General features: G+C 69.1%; 22 protein-coding genes. 20 read left to right on the forward strand and 2 right to left on the reverse strand.

The window, feature by feature from the left end; genetic code table 11:
• Positions 1 to 169 precede the first annotated feature (169 nt).
• The 14 genes from NPA30_RS17195 to NPA30_RS17260 all read left to right on the forward strand — a co-directional run bounded on the left by NPA30_RS17195 (position 170) and on the right by NPA30_RS17260 (position 12,393).
• Positions 170 to 475: an STAS domain-containing protein gene (locus NPA30_RS17195; RefSeq protein ID WP_256804014.1), complete on the forward strand. Its 306-nt coding sequence runs from the start codon at positions 170 to 172 to the stop codon at positions 473 to 475.
• On the forward strand, positions 472 to 837 hold the full coding sequence (locus NPA30_RS17200; protein ID WP_256804015.1) for a response regulator: 366 nt from the start codon (positions 472 to 474) through the stop codon (positions 835 to 837). The genes NPA30_RS17195 and NPA30_RS17200 overlap by 4 nt, the downstream gene beginning before the upstream one ends.
• A gap of 170 nt (positions 838 to 1,007) precedes the next feature.
• Entirely contained in the window at positions 1,008 to 3,242 is a 2,235-nt protein-coding gene (locus NPA30_RS17205) for a chemotaxis protein CheA (protein WP_256804016.1), read from the forward strand.
• Positions 3,243 to 3,244: 2 nt separating this feature from the next.
• The gene (locus NPA30_RS17210; protein ID WP_256804017.1) at positions 3,245 to 3,709 is read left to right on the forward strand and encodes a chemotaxis protein CheW; all 465 of its coding nucleotides are present in this window, start codon (positions 3,245 to 3,247) and stop codon (positions 3,707 to 3,709) included.
• Positions 3,710 to 3,807: 98 nt separating this feature from the next.
• Positions 3,808 to 4,686 (forward strand): CheR family methyltransferase, encoded by an 879-nt coding sequence (locus tag NPA30_RS17215; RefSeq protein ID WP_256804018.1) that lies wholly within the window; start codon positions 3,808 to 3,810, stop codon positions 4,684 to 4,686.
• Positions 4,686 to 5,705: a protein-glutamate methylesterase/protein-glutamine glutaminase gene (locus NPA30_RS17220; RefSeq protein ID WP_256804019.1), complete on the forward strand. Its 1,020-nt coding sequence runs from the start codon at positions 4,686 to 4,688 to the stop codon at positions 5,703 to 5,705. Before NPA30_RS17215 ends, NPA30_RS17220 begins: the two co-directional genes overlap by 1 nt.
• A gap of 292 nt (positions 5,706 to 5,997) precedes the next feature.
• On the forward strand, positions 5,998 to 6,387 hold the full coding sequence (locus NPA30_RS17225; protein WP_256804020.1) for a response regulator: 390 nt from the start codon (positions 5,998 to 6,000) through the stop codon (positions 6,385 to 6,387).
• Positions 6,387 to 6,923 carry a chemotaxis protein CheD gene (locus tag NPA30_RS17230; protein WP_256804021.1) on the forward strand — a complete coding sequence of 179 codons (537 nt, stop codon included), beginning with the start codon at positions 6,387 to 6,389 and terminating at the stop codon, positions 6,921 to 6,923. Before NPA30_RS17225 ends, NPA30_RS17230 begins: the two co-directional genes overlap by 1 nt.
• Positions 6,924 to 6,935: 12 nt before the next feature.
• Entirely contained in the window at positions 6,936 to 7,376 is a 441-nt protein-coding gene (locus NPA30_RS17235) for a hypothetical protein (RefSeq protein WP_256804022.1), read from the forward strand.
• Positions 7,377 to 7,510: 134 nt separating this feature from the next.
• On the forward strand, positions 7,511 to 7,927 hold the full coding sequence (locus NPA30_RS17240) for a hypothetical protein (RefSeq protein ID WP_256804023.1): 417 nt from the start codon (positions 7,511 to 7,513) through the stop codon (positions 7,925 to 7,927).
• 10 nt (positions 7,928 to 7,937) lie between these two features.
• Positions 7,938 to 9,395, forward strand: coding sequence for a TonB family protein (locus NPA30_RS17245; protein WP_256804024.1), 1,458 nt, complete (start codon positions 7,938 to 7,940; stop codon positions 9,393 to 9,395).
• 190 nt (positions 9,396 to 9,585) lie between these two features.
• On the forward strand, positions 9,586 to 10,047 hold the full coding sequence (gene rirA / locus NPA30_RS17250) for an iron-responsive transcriptional regulator RirA (protein ID WP_256804025.1): 462 nt from the start codon (positions 9,586 to 9,588) through the stop codon (positions 10,045 to 10,047).
• Positions 10,048 to 10,223: 176 nt separating this feature from the next.
• Positions 10,224 to 11,498 carry a hypothetical protein gene (locus NPA30_RS17255; RefSeq protein ID WP_256804026.1) on the forward strand — a complete coding sequence of 425 codons (1,275 nt, stop codon included), beginning with the start codon at positions 10,224 to 10,226 and terminating at the stop codon, positions 11,496 to 11,498.
• A gap of 1 nt (position 11,499) precedes the next feature.
• Positions 11,500 to 12,393 (forward strand): COG3904 family protein, encoded by an 894-nt coding sequence (locus NPA30_RS17260; protein WP_256804027.1) that lies wholly within the window; start codon positions 11,500 to 11,502, stop codon positions 12,391 to 12,393.
• A gap of 13 nt (positions 12,394 to 12,406) precedes the next feature.
• On the opposite strand, the gene NPA30_RS17265 is transcribed toward NPA30_RS17260, so the two are convergent.
• Positions 12,407 to 12,865 carry an MgtC/SapB family protein gene (locus NPA30_RS17265; protein ID WP_256804028.1) on the reverse strand — a complete coding sequence of 153 codons (459 nt, stop codon included), beginning with the start codon at positions 12,863 to 12,865 and terminating at the stop codon, positions 12,407 to 12,409.
• A 77-nt stretch (positions 12,866 to 12,942) separates the two neighbouring features.
• Positions 12,943 to 13,902, reverse strand: a complete 960-nt coding sequence (locus NPA30_RS17270; RefSeq protein WP_256804029.1) for an alpha/beta fold hydrolase — start codon at positions 13,900 to 13,902, stop codon at positions 12,943 to 12,945.
• A gap of 170 nt (positions 13,903 to 14,072) precedes the next feature.
• On the opposite strand from NPA30_RS17270, the gene NPA30_RS17275 reads away from it, so the two are divergent.
• The 6 genes from NPA30_RS17275 to NPA30_RS17300 all read left to right on the forward strand — a co-directional run bounded on the left by NPA30_RS17275 (position 14,073) and on the right by NPA30_RS17300 (position 20,555).
• Complete coding sequence (locus NPA30_RS17275; RefSeq protein WP_256804030.1) at positions 14,073 to 15,155, forward strand: ribonuclease T2; 1,083 nt, start codon at positions 14,073 to 14,075, stop codon at positions 15,153 to 15,155.
• A gap of 227 nt (positions 15,156 to 15,382) precedes the next feature.
• Positions 15,383 to 17,032 (forward strand): energy-dependent translational throttle protein EttA, encoded by a 1,650-nt coding sequence (ettA, locus tag NPA30_RS17280; protein WP_256804031.1) that lies wholly within the window; start codon positions 15,383 to 15,385, stop codon positions 17,030 to 17,032.
• Between the two features lie 283 nt (positions 17,033 to 17,315).
• A complete protein-coding gene (locus NPA30_RS17285; RefSeq protein WP_256804032.1) occupies positions 17,316 to 18,767 on the forward strand; it encodes a sensor histidine kinase in 1,452 nt (483 codons plus the stop codon).
• Positions 18,742 to 19,143, forward strand: a complete 402-nt coding sequence (locus NPA30_RS17290) for a response regulator (RefSeq protein WP_256804033.1) — start codon at positions 18,742 to 18,744, stop codon at positions 19,141 to 19,143. Before NPA30_RS17285 ends, NPA30_RS17290 begins: the two co-directional genes overlap by 26 nt.
• 151 nt (positions 19,144 to 19,294) lie before the next feature.
• Positions 19,295 to 19,945: a DedA family protein gene (locus tag NPA30_RS17295; protein ID WP_256804034.1), complete on the forward strand. Its 651-nt coding sequence runs from the start codon at positions 19,295 to 19,297 to the stop codon at positions 19,943 to 19,945.
• A 10-nt stretch (positions 19,946 to 19,955) separates the two neighbouring features.
• Positions 19,956 to 20,555 carry an MOSC domain-containing protein gene (locus NPA30_RS17300; protein WP_256804035.1) on the forward strand — a complete coding sequence of 200 codons (600 nt, stop codon included), beginning with the start codon at positions 19,956 to 19,958 and terminating at the stop codon, positions 20,553 to 20,555.
• Positions 20,556 to 20,638: the final 83 nt, after the last annotated feature.

The raw sequence follows: 20,638 nt of genomic DNA on the forward strand, positions 1-20,638 counted from the left end.
CCTCGAGCGGCCACCAGCAGCAGGCGCGCCGCGCCGCGAGCCGGCCGAGCGCCGCGCGTCCGGCGGCTCGTGCCGCCGCGCCGCGCCCGGTGGCGCAGCTGAAGACGGTCGGCACCGGCGGCGCCGCGCCGAAGGTCGCTGCCTCCGAGGATGGCTGGGAGGAATTTTAATGACTGACGTGCAGGATGCAACGGAGAGCGGTGCTCTGATGCTGCCCGCGATCCTCGATATCACGGCGGCAGGGCCGCTGACGGAGCAGTTGCTGGCGCTGCGGGGGCAGCGCCTCACCCTGGACGCTTCGTCGGTGGAACAGATCGGCGGTCAGTGCCTGCAGATTCTCCTGTCGGCGGTGGCGACCTGGAAGGCGGACATGACCTCGATCGAGATCATCTCCCCGTCCGAGGGGTTCGAGAGGGGTCTGCAGCTGCTCGGGCTGGCTGCGGGGGATCTGATGGACAAGGAAATCGTACAATGACGCAGACCATTCTGACGGTGGACGACAGCCGGACGATGCGCGAGATGCTGAAGCGGGCGCTGCATGACGCCGGGTTCAACGTGATCCAGGCGGAAGACGGGGTGCACGGGATCGAGGTCCTGCAGGGCTGCGAGCCGGACGTGATCATCACGGACGTGAACATGCCGCGGATGGACGGTCTGACGTTCATCGAGGAGATCCGCAAGGACGGGACGAAGCGTGCGATCCCGATCCTGGTGCTGACGACCGAGAGCGACGCGGAGAAGAAGGCGCGGGCGCGCCGCGCCGGCGCCACCGGCTGGATCGTCAAGCCCTTCGATCCGACCAAGCTGGTCGAGGCCATCCGCCGCGTCGCCGCCTGAGCGAACGCCACCGGTCCGGGTCGCGCGCCGAAACGGCCGACGGCCCGCCAACGAGGGGCTTCGGGACGGCACAAGGACGGGCTGGAGCAAGCCTTGCGCCGGATAAACGGGCGGTTCCTATCTCGCACACGATGTCGGCGCGCACGCCGAGGGGTTGAGGAAGTTTCATCATGGACGCGATGGCGGAAATCAGGGCGACCTTCTTCGAAGAGTGCGCCGATGGTCTCGGCGAACTCGAGGCGGGTCTGCTCGCGATCGAGAACGGCGAGGCCGACAGCGACACCGTGAACGCGGTCTTCCGCGCGGTGCATTCGATCAAGGGCGGCGCCGGCGCCTTCTCGCTCGATGACCTCGTCCACTTCGCCCACATCTTCGAGACGACGCTCGACGAGATGCGCTCGAACCGGCTCGACGCGACGCCCGACGTCGTGCGCGTCATGCTGCGGGCCGCCGACGTCCTGGCCGATCTCGTCGCGGTAGCCCGCGATGGCGGCACGGTCGACGAGTCCCGCACCGGCGCGCTCATCGAGGAGCTGAAGGAGCTGGTCTCGCCCGGATCGGGCGGCGGCGCCGCCGGCGGTGCCCCTTCGGCCGCCGCGGCGAAGATGGCGGCCGTCGCCAGCGACGGGATGGACGATCTCGACTTCACCCCGGTCGCGATCGATCTCGACGACCTGATGGTGCCGTCCGGCAGCGGCTGGCGCGTCACCTTCAAGCCCCGCCCGGACATGTACGCCAAGGCCAACGAAGCCGGCCGCCTGATCCGGGAGGTGCTGGCGCTCGGCGATGGCCAGGTGACCTGCGACACCAGCGAGATCCCGCTGCTCGGCGAGCTCGATCCGGAAGGCGCCTATCTCGTCTGGACGATCGATCTTCAGACCGAGGTCGGCGAGGACCAGATCCGCGAGATCTTCGAATTCGCCGAGATGGACTGCGAACTGACCATCGAGGCGCTCGTTGGCGAGGACGGCGGCGACGTCGATGCCGACATGGCGGCGCTGCTCGCCGGTCTGGCGGACGATCCCACCGTCAAGCACGTCGAACCCGATTCGGCCGATGACGAGATGCAGGCGGCTGCCGCGCCGGCCGCTGCCGCGCCGGCTCCGGCGCCGCGCCCGGCTGCGCCGCCCAAGCCCGCCAAGGCTGTCGCTGCTGCGGCCAACGACGCCGACGCCAAGGCTGCCGGTGCCGGCGGCCCGCCGGCGACGATCCGCGTCGATCTCGAGCGCGTCGATCGTCTGATCGACCTCGTCGGCGAGCTGGTGATCCATCAGGTGATGCTGTCGCAGCGCGTCACCCAGGCCGGCATCGCCCGTGCCTCGGACGTCGCGATGGGCCTCGACGAGCTGGAGCAGCTGACGCGCGAGATCCAGGACAGCGTCATGGCGATCCGCGCGCAGCCTGTGAAGTCGGTGTTCCAGAAGCTGCCGCGCCTGGTGCGCGAGGTGGCCGACATCACCGGCAAGCAGGTCAAGCTGGTGACGGAAGGCGAGTGGACCGAGGTCGACAAGACCGTCATCGAACGCCTGTCGGACCCGCTGACGCACATGATCCGCAATGCCATCGATCATGGCATCGAGACGCCCGACAAGCGCCTCAAGGCGGGCAAGAGCGAAGAGGGCACCGTGCACGTCGCGGCGATGCACCGCTCCGGCCGCATCGTCATCGAGATCTCCGACGATGGCGCCGGCATCAACCGGCCGATCGTGCGCGACATCGCGATCTCCAAGGGCCTGATCCCGCCGGACGCGAACCTCACGGACGACGAGACCGACAACCTGATCTTCCTGCCGGGCTTCTCGACCAAGGTCGAGGTGTCCGAGCTCTCCGGCCGCGGCGTCGGCATGGACGTCGTGAAGCGGTCGATCCAGGCTCTCGGCGGTCGCGTGTCGATCGCCTCCAAGCCGGGGGAGGGCTCGGTGTTCACCATGAGCCTGCCGCTGACGCTCGCCGTTCTCGACGGCATGATCGTCTCGGCCGGCGAGCATACGCTGGTGGTGCCGCTGACGGCGATCATCGAGACCCTGCAGCCGAAGGGCAGCGAGGTCCGCGGCTTCGGCAACGACCAGCGCCTGATCGAGGTGCGCGACAACTTCATGCCGCTCGTCGACGTCGCCCGCCAGCTCGGCTACCGCTCCAAGCCCACGCCGGCCACCTCCAGCGTGGCGATCCTGGTCGAGACGGAGAACGGCACCCGCTCGGCGCTCCTTGTGGATGCGATCCAGGGGCAGCGCCAGGTGGTGATCAAGAGTCTCGAGGCGAACTATGGCCGCGTTCCCGGCATCGCGGCGGCGACCATCCTCGGCGACGGCCGCGTGGCGCTGATCCTGGACGTCGACGCGGTGACCGCGACCTCGCGGTTCGAACAGAACTACTTCGGTAACAACCTCCAGGCAGCGGAATGACCATGGCTGAAGAACGCGACAACGAAAGTGCCGGCGCGCGCGAGCTCATCGCCTTCCGGATCGGCGAGCAGGAATTCTGCGTCGACATCATCTCGGTGCGCGAGATCCGCGGCTTCGCCTCGGCGACGCCGCTGCCGCACGCGCCGCACTACGTCACCGGCGTGATCAACCTGCGCGGTACGGTGCTGCCGATCGTCGACCTGGCGGCGCGGCTCGGCTTCGGCGCCACCGAGCCGACGGCGCGCTCGGTGATCATCGTGGTGCGTGTCGGCCAGCAGCTGGTCGGCCTGCTCGTCGACGCGGTGTCGGACATCCTCACGGTCACCGACGATCTCCTGCAGCCGACCCCCGACCTCGCCTCCGAACTCGCCCGCACCTTCGTGCGCGGCGTGATGGCTGTCGAAGGCCGCATGATCTCGCTGATCGCCGTCGACAACATCCTGCCGCAGATGGACGTCGCCGCCTGAAGCGGCGACGGACGCGACCGGTGAGCGGGCGGTCCCTGTTCGGTGAAGCGGCGCCGATTGCGCCGTAGCGCCTGCTGCGCGCGGCGCGATGAGAAGGCATGACCATGTCACGAGTTCAGGCTGAGATGCAGGGCGGCGCCAGCGGGGAGTTTCCGCTCACCGACGCCGACTTCACCACGATCGCGCGGATCCTCCACGAGGACTCGGGGATCCTGTTGTCGACGTCGAAGTCGACGCTGGTCTACTCGCGTCTCGCCAAGCGGCTGCGCGCCCTGGGGCTGGCCAGCTTCAAGGAGTACTGCTCGTACATCGCCGGGGCCGAGGGGGCCAGCGAGCGGATGACGATGCTCGCGGCGCTGACCACCAACGTCACGCACTTCTTCCGCGAGAACCATCACTTCGAGCACCTGAAGACCCATCTGCTGCCGCCGCTGCTGGCCGAGGCCAAGCGGGGCGGGCGGGTGCGGATCTGGTCGGCCGGCTGCTCCAACGGCCACGAGCCGTATTCGATCGCGCTGACGATCCTGTCGCTGATGCCCGATGCCGCAGAACACGACGTCAAGATCCTCGCTTCGGACATCGATCCGAACGTCGTCGCCTTCGCGCGGGCGGGCGTCTACGACGAGACCACGCTCGAAGCGGTGCCGAAGGATCTGCGCCGGCGCTGGTTCAAGCCGGTCTCCGGCACCGGCTACGAGGTCGACGACGCGATGCGCGAGCTGATCGCCTTCCGCGAGCTCAACCTGATCGGCGAGTGGCCGATGAAGGGCAGCTTCGACGCCATCTTCTGCCGCAACGTCACGATCTACTTCGACCAGCCGACGCGCGAGAAGATCTGGTATCGATTCTGCCGCTACATGGAGCCGGACGCCTGGCTCTACATCGGTCACTCCGAGCGCATGACCGGGTCGGCCGCGCAGTACCTGACCTATGCCGGCACGACCGCCTACCGCCGGATGCCCGGAGCCGTTAGATAATGGCGGCACGCGTTCTCGTCGTCGACGATTCGCCGACCATGCGCGCGCTGCTGAAGCATGCGCTGTCGGCGCATTCCGATATCGAGGTGGTGGGCGAAGCCTCGCACACCCAGGAAGCGCGCGAGAAGATCAAGCTGCTCGACCCCGATGTCGTCACCCTCGACGTCGAGATGCCGGGCATGAACGGCCTTGCCTTCCTCGACAAGATCATGCGGCTTCGTCCGACTCCGGTGATCATGGTGTCGAACCATACCGCGCCCGGGGCGAGCGCGACGATCGAAGCGCTGGAGATCGGTGCCTTCGAGTGCATCGCCAAGCCGAGCGGCGTTCACGGCAACACCTTTGAGGCGCTGCCGGAGCTGATCCGCGAGGCCGCCGCGTCCCGGCCGCAGATCGCGGCGAGCCGCGACGCCTCCGCAGTCATGCGGTCCGCGCCCGCCGCCACGCACGACCGCCACGCGAACTGGCCGGACCTGATCGGCATCGGCTCGTCCACCGGCGGCGTCGAGGCGCTGATCAGCCTGCTCGCGGACTTCCCCGCCGACTGTCCGCCGACGCTCATCGTGCAGCACCTGCCGGCCTCGTTCACGACCTCCTTCGCGGCGCGCCTCGACCGGGTCTGCCGGGCCCACGTCGCCGAAGCGCAGCATGGCGGGGCGATTCTGCCCGGGCACGTCTACCTGGCGCCGGGCGGCCGCCACCTGTCGATCAAGACCACCGGCGGCTTGCGCTGCCACCTCACCGAGGACGGCCTCGTGCAAGGTCACCGCCCGTCGGTCGACGTCCTGTTCTCGTCGATCGCCCAGAGCTTCGAAGGGCAGGCGACGGGCATCATCCTGACCGGCATGGGGCGGGACGGCGCCGAGGGCCTCCTGCAGATGCGCAAGCAGGGGGCGCGGACGATGGCGCAGGACGAGGCGACCTCGCTCGTCTACGGAATGCCGCGCGTCGCCTGGGAAATCGGGGCGGCGCAGGTCCGGCTGCCGCTCGGCAAGATTGCCAAGGAAACCTTTGCATGAGCGCGGTGGGGCAAGTGGTGCCATCTACAGCCGGCTATGAACGCAGGACGATCATGCATGATCTTCTTGCTATCGGGAAGTGTAGACGGGATTTGCGCGATGAGCGCATCTTCGAGGGGTGGCGGGTGTCGTTCGTTAACCTGTGAAGGCTACAGTGAGCGTGTCGCGGAGTGCGACATTCACATAAGAACCCGGGCTCCGTCGCGAGACGGCGGACGCTGCGGAACAAGAAGAAGCGAGAGGACCTCCGCTCAGCCGGGGCGGTCGGGCGGAGTGGGAAGAGGATCAAGGCATGTCCTTCAAGCAGCATCTGAAGGTGTTGATCGTGGATGACCAGCGTACGAGCCGCATGCTGATCCGCGACGCGCTGCAGCAGATCGGTGTCGAGAACGTGGTGTTCGCCGTTGACGGCGAGGAGGCGCTGAAGTCGATGATGACGACGCCGTGCCACATCATCATCTCGGACTTCAACATGCCGAAGCTGGACGGGCTGCAGCTCCTGAAGGCGATCCGCAGCTATCCGCCGACGAAGAAGACGCCGTTCATCATCCTGACGGGCAAGGGCGACAAGGAGCTGGTCCAGAAGGCGGCGGCGCTCGGGGTCAACAACTTCCTCGTCAAGCCGGTCAACGTGCCGGTGCTGCAGAAGACCATCGAGGCCGTCGTCGGGAAGCTCGCATAATGGACACTCAGGTCGCGCGGCGGCGCATCAACATCATTCAAGGCGAGTGGAAGGTGGAATCGGCGCCTGACGTGTGCCTGACCACGCTGCTCGGCTCCTGCGTGGCAGCCTGCATCCGTGATCCGGAAGTCGGCGTCGGCGGCATGAACCACTTCCTGCTGCCCGGTGAGGGCGGCGGCGGCTCGCGGTCGGAAAGCTACGGCCTCTATCTCATGGAGGTGCTGATCAACGGCCTCCTGAAGAAGGGCGCCCGGCGCAATCACCTCGAGGCCAAGCTCTTCGGCGGCGCGCGCACCGTCGACGGTCTTTCCGACGTCGGCGCCAAGAACGCGGCCTGGGCGAAGTCCTTCCTCCTCAACGAGGGCATCAACTATGTCGGCGGCGACCTCGGCGGCGACCGGGGCCGGCGCATCGAATACTGGCCGAACTCCGGCCGCGCCCGCCAGATCCTGATGGACCGGACCTCGATGCCGCGCGTCATGCCGGTGCTGCAGCCGGTCAAGCAGGAGCCGGCCGGCGACCTCGAACTCTTCTAGGGAACCGCCCTCATGTCCGCCTCGACCGTCAAGCGCGCCCCGGCCGACCCCGAACCGGCCCCGCCGCAGGAAGCCGGCGCCGCCCGCGCGGCAGTGACCACCACCCCTCTGGCGGCGCTGCTGAGCAGCCTCGCGACCGAGATGCAGCTGCTCGCGCAGGCGACCGCGAACATGCATTCGGCCGTGTTCGGCGAGAGCATCGAGCAGGACCTCGGCAATTCCGACTACGTCGCGGCCGTCCAGAGCATCGACCACACGCACCAGACGCTCGAGAACCTGTCGCAGTTCTTCGCGCTGCTTGCCGAGGATAGCCCGGAGGAGATGCACCTCCTGACCGAGCGCGCGCTGACTTCGCTGCGCCTTTCGGCTCTGCGCCTGCGCCTCGAGGGCGGCGTCGGCCGGGGCTTCGTCCAGCCGCAGACGGACAGCAGCGGCGACCTCGACCTCTTCTGAAACGGCGCGGGGCGGGTCGTGCCGCACCGCCCTCGGCAATACTTGACTCGCACGCTCATGTTTTCTACGCAGCATCCACAGGGTGCAGGCGAGGGACCATCATGGCGGGAACAGGCTTGAGGATCGGGGCGCTGATGGCAGCGCTCCTGCCGAACGTGGCGCTCGCGCAGCAGAACGACCCGTCGACGGGACCAGACGCAGGGAGGGCGCTTTCGCTCGAACTGAACGCGCTCAAGCCGAGCGGCAACGGCTGCCGTGCGAGCTTCGTCGTGCGCAACGGCCTCGGCGGCGACCTCGAGAAGGCCGCGTTCGAGATCGTGCTGTTCGGCAAGACCGGCATGGTCGAGCGCCTGCTCCTCCTCGATTTCGGAAAGCTCGTCGCCGACAAGACGAAGGTGCGCGAGTTCGATCTGAAAGACTTCGGCTGCGGCGAGATCAGCCGCGTGCTCGTCAACGACGTCGCCGCCTGCGAGGGCGCACCAGGGGTCAAGGAAGCCTGCGCCGCCGGGCTGGCGCTGAGCACCAGGAGCAGCGTCGAGTTCGATCTCTGACGTCTCGGCGATGTCGGCCTTCGCCTCGCTGCGCCTCGTCGCCGTCGACCACGCGCTGACCGATCGCGGCGCCGCGCCTGCGGTCGTCCTCGACATTGCTTCGCCGGCGCGCTCGGCTGTCCCGGCCGTGCTCGATGCCACGCCGTCCGCTCCGATGGCCGTGATCCGGCCGGCGCGGCGCATGCGCCACGCTGCGATCGCCATCTCCGTCGCCCTGCACGCGGCGCTTGCGGCCTATGCCACGCGCGAGAGCGCGGCGCCCCCCGAGGTCGAGGGCGAGACCAGCATCACCGTCTCGATCATCGGGGACCCCTTCGAGGCCGTCTCTGCCGGACGCGTTACGGCCGAGGCTCCGGTCCCGGCCGAAGCCGAGCGGCCTCAGTCGGTGGACGCCGCGACGCCGGAACCCGTCAAGTCGATGTCGAGCGAGACCGTCCCAGCCGTGGATCCCGTCCCCCCGGAGAGCGCTGCGAGGCCGCAGCCGGCGGTGTCGGACGTCGAGCCCGCCGTGCCGGCGGCGGTGGCTCCCGCCGTCGAACCCGCCCGTCCGGTCGAGGTTGCCGCTGCCGATGCGCCCACGAGCGAGCCGGTGGAGGCCGTCGAGGCGGCGCCGGTCGAACCACTCGACGAGGTCCTGAGCGTGACGGCGCAGGCGCCGGCCGAAGCTGCGGTTCTGCCCGCAGAATCCCCTGTGGCCGTTGCAGAGACGACCGCGGCCCTGCCGGCGACCGCAGCGGCGGCGCCCGTTGCGCCGGCATCGGAGGCGACCCCGGTGCAGGCGGTCTCCGACGCATTCGAGGACGACGCGAGTGTACCGCTCGATGCCGAGCCTGTGCAGCCTGCCGACGTCGTGCGGGCCGATGCCGTGCAGCCGGTGGAAGCGGCCGAGCCGCTGGAGGCGCTTGCGCCGGTGGAGACGTTGACGGCCGAAGAGGTGGCGACCCTGCCCGACGAGGGACCGGTTCCCACGCGCCGCCCGCCGCCGCCCGAGCGGCCCGAGCCTGCCAAAGCGGCCGAGCCGCGCCCGCAGCCACGCCGCACTGCAGAAGAGACGCCGACCCGCCGCGCCGCCTCGCGGCCGGCCTCGGGACGCGAGGGGAAGGACGATGCCGACTCGCGCCGCGGCTCGCGCGACGGCGGCGGCACCACGGCTTCCCGCGAGTCCGGCCGTGGCCGGTCGGGCGAGGGGGAGGCTGCGCTCTCCACCTATCGGGGCGTCGTGCAACGGCGCATCCGACGCGCCGCCGCGTCGCGTCGCGGCTCCGGCCGAGGCACCGCCACGGTGAACTTCACGATCACCGGCTCCGGGGCCATCGGCGGCATAAGGCTTGTGGGCAGCTCGGGCGATGCCGGGCTCGACCGGGACGCGCTGGCGCTGGTCAGGGCGGCAGGACCGTTCCCCGCCATCCCCGAAGCTATCGGCCGCTCCTCTCTCACCTTCGCCATACCGCTCGACTTCGGACGCTGATGAGGTGGGGCCAAGGGCCTGTAGCCGCGCCGCCGCGACGGCTGGGCGGCGACCGGAGCGAGCCGGAGGCCCGATGACAGGGGTAGACACGGACCCCGCCGGGCAGAATCTCCTTTCCCCTTGCTTGGAATTGTTCTAATTCAAAAAGCGACAGCGAGCTCATAGCCGAATCCGGCGGTTGGGAGAGACGATGCGGCTGACGCGCCAGACGAACTACGCCATCCGGATGCTGATGTACTGCGCCACCAATGGCGGGCGGCTGAGCCGGGTGGGCGAGATCGCGGCTGCCTATCAGGTGTCCGATCTCTTCCTGTTCAAGATCCTGCAGCCGCTGGTCGAGGCCGGCTTCGTCGAAACCGTGCGCGGGCGCAATGGCGGCATCCGCCTGAAGCGCGATGCCTCGACGATAACGCTGCGCGAGGTCGTGACGGTGACCGAGGAGAACTTCGCGCTCGCCGAATGCTTCGAGACCGGGGCGCAGGACTGCCCGCTGGTCGACAGCTGCTCGCTCAACGCGGCGCTGCGCGCCGCGCTCGACGCTTTCCTCGGCGTCCTCGGCGCCCATACGATCGAGAGCCTCGTCCACGACAAGAGCTTCATGCGGCGCAGGCTCGGTCTCGCCGATCCGGCCGAGCTCGCCGTCGCCGTCTGACGAGGGGTCGTCGGCTCGGGCAGGGCGGCCTCCGACGCGCGCGCTTAACCCTAACGAACAGTTTACGCGCCCGCGGAGCGATCCGCGGGCGCTCGCATCTTACCGTGACGGCGCCAAGCCCTTAATAATCTCTTAACGCTCGCCGCGAGGGACGGGCGACGGAGATGCAACGGCGCATGAGCGCATCCCAGTCCTACATGCTGCGCGGCCAGCTGAACCGGCTGGAGGTGGTGACGACCGTGACGCTGTCGATCCTGTCGATGGCGAGCGGGGTGTTCACCTATCTCGGTGTCAAGGAACTGCTGAACGGCTCGCCCTCGACCGTCATCCTCGGAGCGATCATCTATTCGGCGGCGGTGTCCGTGGCGATCTACGCCTTCTGGACCTACCTGATGCGGGTCATGCCGCACGTGCGCCGGGCCGGCAGCCGGGCGCTGCTCTATCTGGCCATGGCGCTCGGCGCCGCGATGATCATGGCGATGTCGTCCTGGCTCAACGCGTCGGCCCTGGCGGGCGCGGCCGCACGTGAACAGCATCTCGCCAACGCCACCGAGGAGTACCAGCAGAAGTTCAACGCCGCGCACGAGAACGCGGTCGCGTCGCAGAGTCTCCTGCCGGACATCCAGCTCGCCGCGCAGCGCTTCTCGGCGCTTGCCGACGAGGAGCGGCGCTCGGGCGCCCTGACCGGCACCTCCGGCTCCGGCACCGTCGTGCAGCTCCTGTCGCAGATGTCGAGCCAGCTCACCGGCCTGCAGGGCGAGATCCAGGCCTCGGCGACCGCAGCCAAGCAGCTGTTCGACGAAGGCGGCCAGCGGCTCGCGGCGATGCGCCAGCTGGTCTCGGCCTCCGGTCCCATCGAAGAGCGGGCGAATGCCTATGCCGAGGAGGCCGTGCAGCTGTCGGGTCTCATCACCGACCTGCAGCAGACCTCCGTCGCGCCGGCGGTGAAGCGTGCCGCCGAGGATCTCGGACGCGGCTTCATCGCGCCGGTGGCCGACGGCTCCGACGCAAACCTCCAGGACCGGCAGACCCAGGTCGTCACCCGTGTCGAGGCGGCGGTGAAGGCGCAGAGCCAGGCTCTGGCGAGCGCGGCGGACGAGATCCTGGCGCGGCCCGCGGTGGAGCCGCTGCGCTTTACGCCGCTGTCGGCGCCCGAGGCGGTGATCCGCTATGCCGGCGACTTCCTGCCCTCCTGGGCCGGGGCGATCTCCATCGACCTCCTGCCCGCGGTGCTGATCTTCATCCTGTGCATCGTCCAGGACGTGGTCCGCCGCGAGGAGGCGGAGGAGGGCGAAATCGGCGAGATGAGCAGCGCCGAGCTCCTTCAGGCCCTTCGCATCCAGCGCCGGCTGCAGGACGCGCAGGCGGTCGAGGTGACGACCGCTGCCGAGCCCGTCGTCCAGGTCGGCGACCCACACGCCAAGCCCTATTCCCCCCACGTGGTGCGTTAGAATGTTCGACGTCGAAGCCTCGCCCGGCGCCTTCGAGCGGCTGATCAAGCGAATCCCGGACGGGACGATTCTGCGCTGTGTCTTCGTCGCGTTGTTCAGCGTGATGGGCGTGCTCGTCGGCAACGACGTATCGGCGATGCTGACCGCCCACCAGACGGCCGCCCGGCTTACGCAGTCCGAACCGGTGCGCCTCGACCTGCCGGAGCCCGGCGACCAGATCCGGCCGTACTACCCGCGCACCATTCCCGTCGGTCCGAACCGCGGCGAGCCGAAGCTACCGGGCTATGACGGGCCGGTGGACAGCCCGGCGATCGCCCGGCGGATGCGCTTCGTCGACGGACCGGACGGCCAGTTGAGCGCGATCGGCCAGATCGCGGTCGGCACTGCCGCGCAGTTCCGCGCCGTGCTTGACGAGGCCGGCGATCGGGTGCGCACCGTGGTGCTCCACTCGCCCGGTGGCTCGGTGAGCGACGCGATCGAGATGGCGCGCCTGATCCGCGAGCGCAAACTCAACACCGCCGTGCCCGCCGACGGCTACTGCGCCTCGGCCTGCCCGCTTCTCCTCGCCGGCGGGGTGGAGCGCCGGGTGGGCGATCACGCCTGGGTGGGCGTGCATCAGGTCTATGCGCCGGACGGCCAGGAGGTGGCACGCACCGTCGATCCGTCGCGCTCGATCTCGGACATCCAGTCGACTCTCGCCGAGTGCCAGCAGCTCCTGCTCGACATGGGCGTCCTTCCGGCGCTGTGGATCAAGGCGATGCAGACGCCGCCGGACGAGCTCTACGTTCTGACCGGGCCGGAGCTGCAGGAGTACGCGGTCGTCACGCCGGCGGACGCGCCGGGCGCCGAGCGGCAGGCGGCCGGCGGCGGCCGTGCAGCGGTGGCGATGCGCTGAGCCGCAGCTTCCGTCACTTGCGATTTTCGAGCCAGCGCTCGAACCAGTTCACGCAGCGCAGCACGGCGAGCGTCACGATCAGCGCGACGCTGGCGAGCGCGACCTTGCCGAGCCCGCAGCCGAGGCCGATCGCGCCGGCCATCCAGAGCGAGGCTCCGGTGGTCAGGCCGCGAACGTCGTCGCCGGACTTGATGATCGCGCCGGCCGCGAGAAAGGCCACCCCCGACGTCACCGCGGAGATGATGCGCGCGGGATCGGCGCGGACCGCACCCGTCGAATAGGTGGCGACGACCTCGCCGAGCAGCAGCGTGAACAGGCATGCGCCGGCGCCGACCATCATGTGGGTCCGCAGGCCGGCCGCATGACCCTTCATCTCGCGCTCGAACCCGATGGCGCCGCTGAGGATGACGGCACAGACGAGGTCGAGCGTCGCGAGGAGCAGGCTGGCGTCGAGTCCGAGGTGGTCGAGCATCGAGGGAACTCCGGAGGCTGGCACCATGGCCGTTGCACGCGCAGCGTTTCAGGGTCGGTGCGCAACGGCCCGCGTCGCTAGCCGGCGGGCGCGACGGGCTGCGCGGCGAGCACGCGATCGATCCAGGCGGTGAGACCGCGCAGCGCCGGCGCGCGGTAGGCCTCGACTTCGTTCAGCGTCTCGTGGCGCGCATCGGCGAGGGGCTCGAGCGCCACGTCCCGCAGGCCGGCGTGGCGAAGCGCACCGGCGAGGCGGTGTACGCTCTCGCCGCGCTCGGTGACCGGATCGCCGCCGCCGGCGAGCAGGTGCAGCGGCAGGTCGTGCGGCAGGCGGTCGAGCGTCGGTGCTGCGCTCAGCTGCTCGTAGAGACGCATCAGGTCGCGCCAGAGACCGACGGTCGGACTCCAGCCGCACAAGGGGTCGTTCCGATAGGCGGCGACCGCGGACGGGTCGTGACTCAGCCAGTCGAACGCGGTCTCGCGGGGCTCGACCGCTTTCGCCCAGGCGTCGAAGGTGGCCCGCGCCATCACCGCCGAGGCGACGTCCGAGCCCTTCAGCGCCTGCTCGACGGACAAGGCGGCGAGGGCTGCACGGCGTTGGGTGGACGTGGGCGCAGCGTAGTTCCAGAGCGCCGCGCCGGCGATCGCCTCCGGACGATCGCAGGCGAGGGCGAGCGCCGTCGCCGCACCCATCGAATGACCGAACAGGATCGTGGGCCGGCGGGTCCACTCACTCCGGGCGAACGTCAGCACGAAGGCGGCGTCGGCCAGGAGCCGCTTCAGGCTGTCCTGCCGCCCGAAGCTGCGCAGCGGCGCGCCGGGCGCCGTGGTGGAGCCGTGGCCCCGGTGGTCGTGGGCGTAGACCGCAAGGCCCGCGGCGGCCATCGCTTCGGCGAAGCGGTGGTAGCGGCCGGCGTGCTCCGCGAGCCCGTGATGGACGACGAGGATCGCGCGCGGCTGCCCGGCGGGGTGCTTGACGTAGAGGTTCAAGGCCGCCCCGGTCGGGCTGTCCAGCGTCAGGCGCTTGTCGAAGGGCACGGACCTCTCCACTCCAGAACGTCGCCTCCTTATAGGGTATTTGCGACGGACACGCAGAGCGGCAGCGACGGCCGGCCGCCCTGCACGTCGAGGGCGAAGATCCTCTGTGATGCAATCGCCATCGGCTCGGGCTATGCTGGATCGGTCATCGGCCCTTGGGGAGGTCCACCGTGCGCCGCCTTGCTTTCGCTTTCGCTGCCGTCGTCATCGCCGGCGTCGCGCCCGCCATCGCGCAGGTGCCCCTCGACGGCTTCGTCATCGCCCGCAAGGCCTGCGACGCGACGCCGTCGATCCGCAACGCGGCGAACGAGGGCGGGACGGTGCTCGCCGTGGGCCAGGCCTACCGGCTGCTCGGCGAGAATCGGGCGAACGGCACGCACTACTATGTCGAGCTGCCGGACGCGCAGCCGAGCCGCCGCTGGATCGAGAAGAGCTGTGGCGACTGGGTGCGGCTGGTGGCTGCCGCCGAGGCCTTCGACCGGCCGGCCGGCGGCGGCGGGACTGATGCTGGCGATGCCGGCGGCGCCGTGGACCAAGACGCTGCGGCCGACCCCTCCGGCACGCCGGGCGCCGGCACCGGTGCCTCCGGCGGGCAGCACCGGGACCTGCTGCTGGCGGTCAGTTGGCAGCCGGCCTTCTGCGAGACGCACGCTTCGAAGGCCGAGTGCAGGAGCCAGACCGATACCCGCTTCGACGCCACCCACTTCACCCTCCACGGGCTCTGGCCGCAGCCGAACGGGACCTTCTACTGCGGCGTGTCGGACGCCGACCGGAGCGCGGACGATCGCAGCGACTGGGAAAGCCTGCCGGCGACGGCCGTCGATGCCGAGACACGCCAGGCCCTCGACGAGGTGATGCCCGGCAGCCAGTCCGACCTCGATCGTCACGAATGGACCAAGCATGGCAGCTGCTACGGCACCTCGGCCGACGAGTACTTCGACGACGCGCTGGCTCTGATGACCAAGCTCAACGCCTCGCCGGTGCAGGCGCTGTTCGCCGGCGCGATCGGCCGGCCGCTCAGCGACAGCGACATCCGCGCCGCCTTCGACCAGGCGTTCGGGGCAGGGGCAGGTGCGCGCGTTCAGATTTCCTGCGTGCGCGATGGCAACCGCCGGCTCGTGGGCGAGCTGCTGATCAACCTGCAGGGCGAGGTGACGGCGAATCCCGACCTCGCCGCGCTTCTCGCTGCAGCGCCGGAGGCTCGGCCGTCGCGCGACTGCGACGGCTTCGTCGACGCGGTCGGGCTGCAATAGCGCGCTGGGACGGGGCATCCGACGCCCAGCTGGCGCGTCTCGCCGCCGCGTGGAGAACCGCCGTCCCTGCCGCGGCCGGGTGAAACGAACGGCTCCGCCGATGGCCCGCCATCGCCGTCGGCGCCGGGGCGGTGACGCCTCGCGGCGTTGCGGGCGCGTAGGCAATGGCGTAGACACGGCGCCAATTCATCCCACGCCTTGCCTTAGAGACGGAGCGAGCGCGCGCCATGGCCCGCCAATTCATCTACCACATGTCCGGCCTGACCAAGGCCTACGGCAACAAGAAGGTGCTGGAGAACATCCATCTCTCCTTCTACCCCGATGCCAAGATCGGCATTCTCGGCCCGAACGGCTCGGGCAAGTCGACGCTCCTGAAGATCATGGCCGGTCAGGACAAGGAGTTCACCGGCGAGGCCTGGGCCGCCGAGGGCGCCACCGTCGGCTACCTGCCGCAGGAGCCGCAGCTCGACCCGGACAAGACCGTGTTCGAGAACGTGATGGAAGGCGTTGCCGACAAGAAGGCGATCCTCGACCGTTACAACGAACTGATGATGAACTACTCCGACGAGACGGCGGACGAGGGCGCCAAGCTCCAGGACGTCATCGACTCGCAGAACCTGTGGGACCTCGAGAGCCAGGTCGAGATGGCGATGGAGGCGCTGCGCTGCCCGCCGGGCGAGGCGAACGTCGTCAATCTGTCCGGCGGCGAGCGCCGCCGCGTCGCGCTCTGCCAGCTGCTCCTGTCGCAGCCGGACATCCTGCTCCTCGACGAGCCGACCAACCATCTCGACGCCGAGACGATCTCCTGGCTCGAGAAGCACCTGCGCGAGTACACCGGCTCCGTGCTGATGGTCACCCACGACCGCTACTTCCTCGACAACGTCACCGGCTGGATCCTCGAGCTCGATCGCGGCCGCGGCGTGCCGTACGAGGGCAACTACTCGGTCTATCTCGAGAAGAAGCAGAAGCGCATGCTGCAGGAGGGCCGCGAGGACGACGCGCGCACCCGCGCCCTGCAGCGCGAGCGCGAGTGGATCAGCCAGGGTGCCAAGGCGCGTCAGACCAAGTCGAAGGCGCGCATCAAGGCCTACAACGAGCTGCTGGAGCGCTCCGAGCAGAGAAAGCCCGCCGAGGGCCGGATCGTCATCCCGATCGGCGAGCGCCTCGGCAACGTGGTGATCGAGGTCGAGGGGCTCACCAAGAGCTACGGCGACCGGGTGCTGATCGACAACCTGTCCTTCAAGCTGCCGGCCGGCGGCATCGTCGGCATCATCGGGCCGAACGGCGCCGGCAAGTCGACGCTGTTCAAGATGATCACCGGCCAGGAGCAGCCGGACGCGGGCTCGATCCGCGTCGGCGACACGGTCGATCTCGGCTATGTGGACCAGAGCCGCGACGCGCTCGAGGGCTCCAAGAACGTCTGGGAGGAGATCTCCGGCGGCGTCGACGTCATTCGTCTCGGCAAATACGAAATGAATTCGCGCGCCTATGTCGGCAACTTCAACTTCAAGGGCACCGACCAGCAGCAGAAGGTCGGCACGCTCTCCGGCGGCCAGCGCAACCGCGTGCACATCGCCAAGATGCTGAAGTCCGGTGCCAACGTCCTCCTGCTCGACGAGCCGACCAACGATCTCGACACCGAGACGTTGACCGCACTGGAGGACGCGCTGGAGGATTTCGCCGGCTGCGCCGTGGTCATCAGCCACGATCGCATGTTCCTCGACCGGCTCGCCACGCACATCCTCGCCTTCGAGGGCGACAGCCATGTCGAGTGGTTCGAGGGCAACTTCGAGGACTACGAGCAGGACAAGATCCGTCGTCTCGGACCGGAATCGGTCAACCCCAAGCGCGTCACCTACAAGCCGCTGACGCGCTGATCCGCCGACGGGCTGCGACACCCGGAGGAGGCGTCGGGCGGCTGCCGCCCCGACGTCCTCTTCGGCGTCCTTCACCGACTTGGTCATGTGGCTTGATTTAATTGTGGACGGGGCGGGACATCGCCGCCACCTCGCCTATACTCACCGGCTTAGGCGCCTACGCATCGAAGGCGTCTTGACCGTCCGTGAGATCGGCGCTGCCATTTTTGCGCGCAAAGGTCGTCGGAGCCGGCAGGGATCCTAGATTGCAGCCGCACCGATGGCGGCTGACCGAGCGGTGACAATGAACCGGATTGCTTTCGAGACCTTGTTTGCAGCCCTGCCGAGCCCGCACAACATTCTCGATCACGATCTGAATTTCGTCGCCGTCAACCCGGCCTACGAGGCCGTCACGATGCGAAGCGCCGATCAGCTGATCGGCCGCAACATGTTCGAGTGCTTCCCCAACGAGGGCGACGGCGGCCGTCGCCTGCGTGAGTCGCTGCTCGGCGTTCTCAGCTCCGGCGAGCCGGACACGATCGCCTATATCGAGTACGAGATCGCGCGGCGGGACGGCTCGATGGAGCGCCGCTTCTGGACGGCGGTCCACAATCCCTTGCGGGATGCAGAAGGTCGGGTCCTCTTCGTCCTGCAAAACACGGTCGACATCACCGAACTGGTGCTGCTGCGCGAAGCGGCGTCCGTGCCGTTCACCGACGTGCCGAGCGAGGTCGCGCTGGTGCAGCGCGCGCTCGAGGCCGAGGCCGCCTCGGAGACGAACCGGTCGGAAAGCGAGAACTTCCGCCGACTGTTCCAAGGCGCGCCGGGCCTGATGGCCGTGCTGCAGGGCGCTGACCACGTCTTCACCTTTGCCAATGACGACTTCGCCCGCTTCGTCGGCGACCGTCCCGTGCTCGGCCTGCCGGTTCGCACCGCCTTGCCGGGCGCGGCGGACGCCGGCTTGTTCGAGAGCCTGGAGCGGGTGCGGTCGAGCGGACGCCCCGAGCGGCACGAGGCCTTGCCGATCGCGATGACGCGCGCCGGCGGCGAGGTGCCTGCGACCGTTTATGTCGACGTCACCTTCAGCCCGATCCGCGACGGGCGCGGCGAGGTGTCCGGCATTCTCGTCCAGGGCAGCGACCGGACCGAGGCGGTGATGGCGCAGCGTCGAGAACGGCTTTGGGCGGACGAGCTCAACCATCGCGTGAAGAACACGCTCGCCACCGTCCAGTCGCTGGCGCGCCAGAGCTTCACCGAGGCCGGGGCGCCGCCGCAGGTCAAGAGCACCTTCGAAGGGCGGATCATCGCGCTGTCGAAGGCGCACGATCTTCTCAGCGAGAGCCACTGGGCCGCCGTCGACCTCGCCGCGCTCCTGCGCCCCGCCGAGGCGACGATCGCGGCCAACGGCAACCCGCCCGTCCAGCTCAATCCGAAGGCGGCGATCGCGCTGGCGATGCTGTTCCACGAGCTGCGGGCGACCATTCCCGCCGACATGGACGGACAGCTGCTCGGCGACGTCGAGATCAACTGGTCGCGGCACAACGGCGCCCGTCTGAAGATCATCTGGGTGGCCCGTAACCTGCCGCCCGTGTGGCAAAGCGAGCGCAAGCTTCAGACACGCATGCTCAAGCGTCTTGTCGAGGGCGAACTCGACGGCCGAATGGATTGCGACGAGGGCGGCGACGGGTTCACGTGCGAAATCTGCATACCGATGCGGGAGGTCGAGGAAGATGCAGCAGCTGGCGGCGGTCACTGAGACGTCCGCGCTCGAAGGCCTGCGGGTGCTCGTGGTCGAGGACGAGAGCCTCGTCGCGATGCAGCTCGAGGACATGCTGCTCGATCTCGGCTGTGCCGTCGTCGGCCCGGCGATGCGGCTGTCCCGCGCGCTCGAGATGGCAGCCGAAGCCGGCATCGACATCGCCATCCTCGACGTCAATCTCGGCGGCGAGCGCGTCTATCCGGTCGCCCAGATGATCCGCGACAGAAAGATCCCGATCGTGTTTGCCACGGGGTACGGGCGCGCGGGCGTCGATGCCGTGTGGCACGACTGCCCGATTCTGCAGAAGCCCTATACCGAGAACCAGCTTGCCGAGATGATGGGTCTCGCCATGACGCCGCGCACGCCGGCCTGAGGCCGACGCGGCAGTCGCTCGATCGCTCCATGGCCGAAACCGGCCGTCGAGGCGTCGCCGTCGCGGTCGACAGATGGCGGGCAGGCGTGCATCTTGCGGCCGATTGCAGGCGCCTTGGCGCGCCCACCGAATCGCGACCGCTGGAGCCGCAATGGATGTCTTCGTTCAAGAGCTGATGGCGAGCCTCGGCGCCTTCGGCATCGCGCTTCTGATGTTCCTGGAGAACATCTTCCCACCCATACCGTCCGAGCTGATCATGCCCCTCGCGGGCTACCAGGCGGCAAAAGGCGAGATGTCGATCGGCACCGTCATCGTCGCCGGCACGGCCGGTTCGCTGGCCGGCGTCACGCCCTGGTACTATCTCGGCAAGCTCGTCGGCTACAACCGCATGCTGAAGCTCTCGGCCCGCTACGGGCGATGGCTGACGCTGACGCCGGGCGACGTCGAGGCGGCGGCCCGCTGGTTCGAGCGGCGCGGCACCGCCGCGGTCCTGTTCGGTCGCCTGATCCCCACCGTGCGAACCCTGATCTCGGTGCCGGCCGGCGTCGCGCGGATGGGCCTGCCGCGCTTCCTCGTCTACTCGGCGGTCGGCTCGGCCCTCTGGACCGCAGCGCTCGCCTATGCCGGCTACGGCCTCGGCCAGAACTATGCCGCCGTGGAAGGCTATGTCGGACCCGTGTCCGATGCCGTCGTCGTGCTGGCGGTGCTGGTCTATCTGTATCGAGTGGTGACCTTCGATCCGAAGCGCCGACGCAGCGCCAGCGGCGAGACGGCGCACAACCCGATCCACGAGGAGAACTGAGTTGACGGGCATGACGCGCATCCCCGGCCGGAAGTTGAAGGCTCGCGTCGCCGGCCTCTACGCCGCGACCGGCGAGGACTTCGTCAGCGCCGCGGTCGAACGGCTGGAGCTCGGCTTCGAGGGGATCGCCGGCGATCTCCATGCCGGCTCGACCCGGCGGAGCGGCGGGCGCGAACCCTGGTATCCGCGCGGCACCCTGATGCGCAACGAGCGCCAGCTCTCGATCCTCGCGCCGGACGAACTTGCCGCGGTCGCATCGGCGCTGGGCGTCCCTGCGGTCGAGCCGGAATGGATCGGCGGCAACATGTTGATCGAGGGGATCGAGGCGCTGTCCTGGCTGCCGCCGCGCACGCTCCTGTTCTTCGCGGGTGGCGTGACACTCCGCATCGATGGAGACAACGGGCCTTGCCGCTCGGCCGGAAGGGCTGTCGCCCGCAACTTCGAAGGGCGAGACGATATCGAGTTCGGCTTCGTGCAGGCGGCAAAGCACCGGCGCGGACTCGTCGGCTGGGTGGAGAAGCCCGGCAGCGTTGCGGTCGGCGAGACGCTGACGGCGATGTTGCCCGAACAGTGGATCTACAGCCCGGCGCCGGCCGGCGCCCTGGTGTGACGAGGCTCGTCGAGCGCAGCATCGGGGCAAGGCGGTCGCCTTTCTCCCCGCCTGGCTCGGCGGCAGCCCCGACTGGGCGCTGC

This window comes from Mangrovibrevibacter kandeliae, assembly GCF_024519155.1.
Taxonomy (GTDB): domain Bacteria; phylum Pseudomonadota; class Alphaproteobacteria; order Rhizobiales; family Rhizobiaceae; genus Mangrovibrevibacter; species Mangrovibrevibacter kandeliae.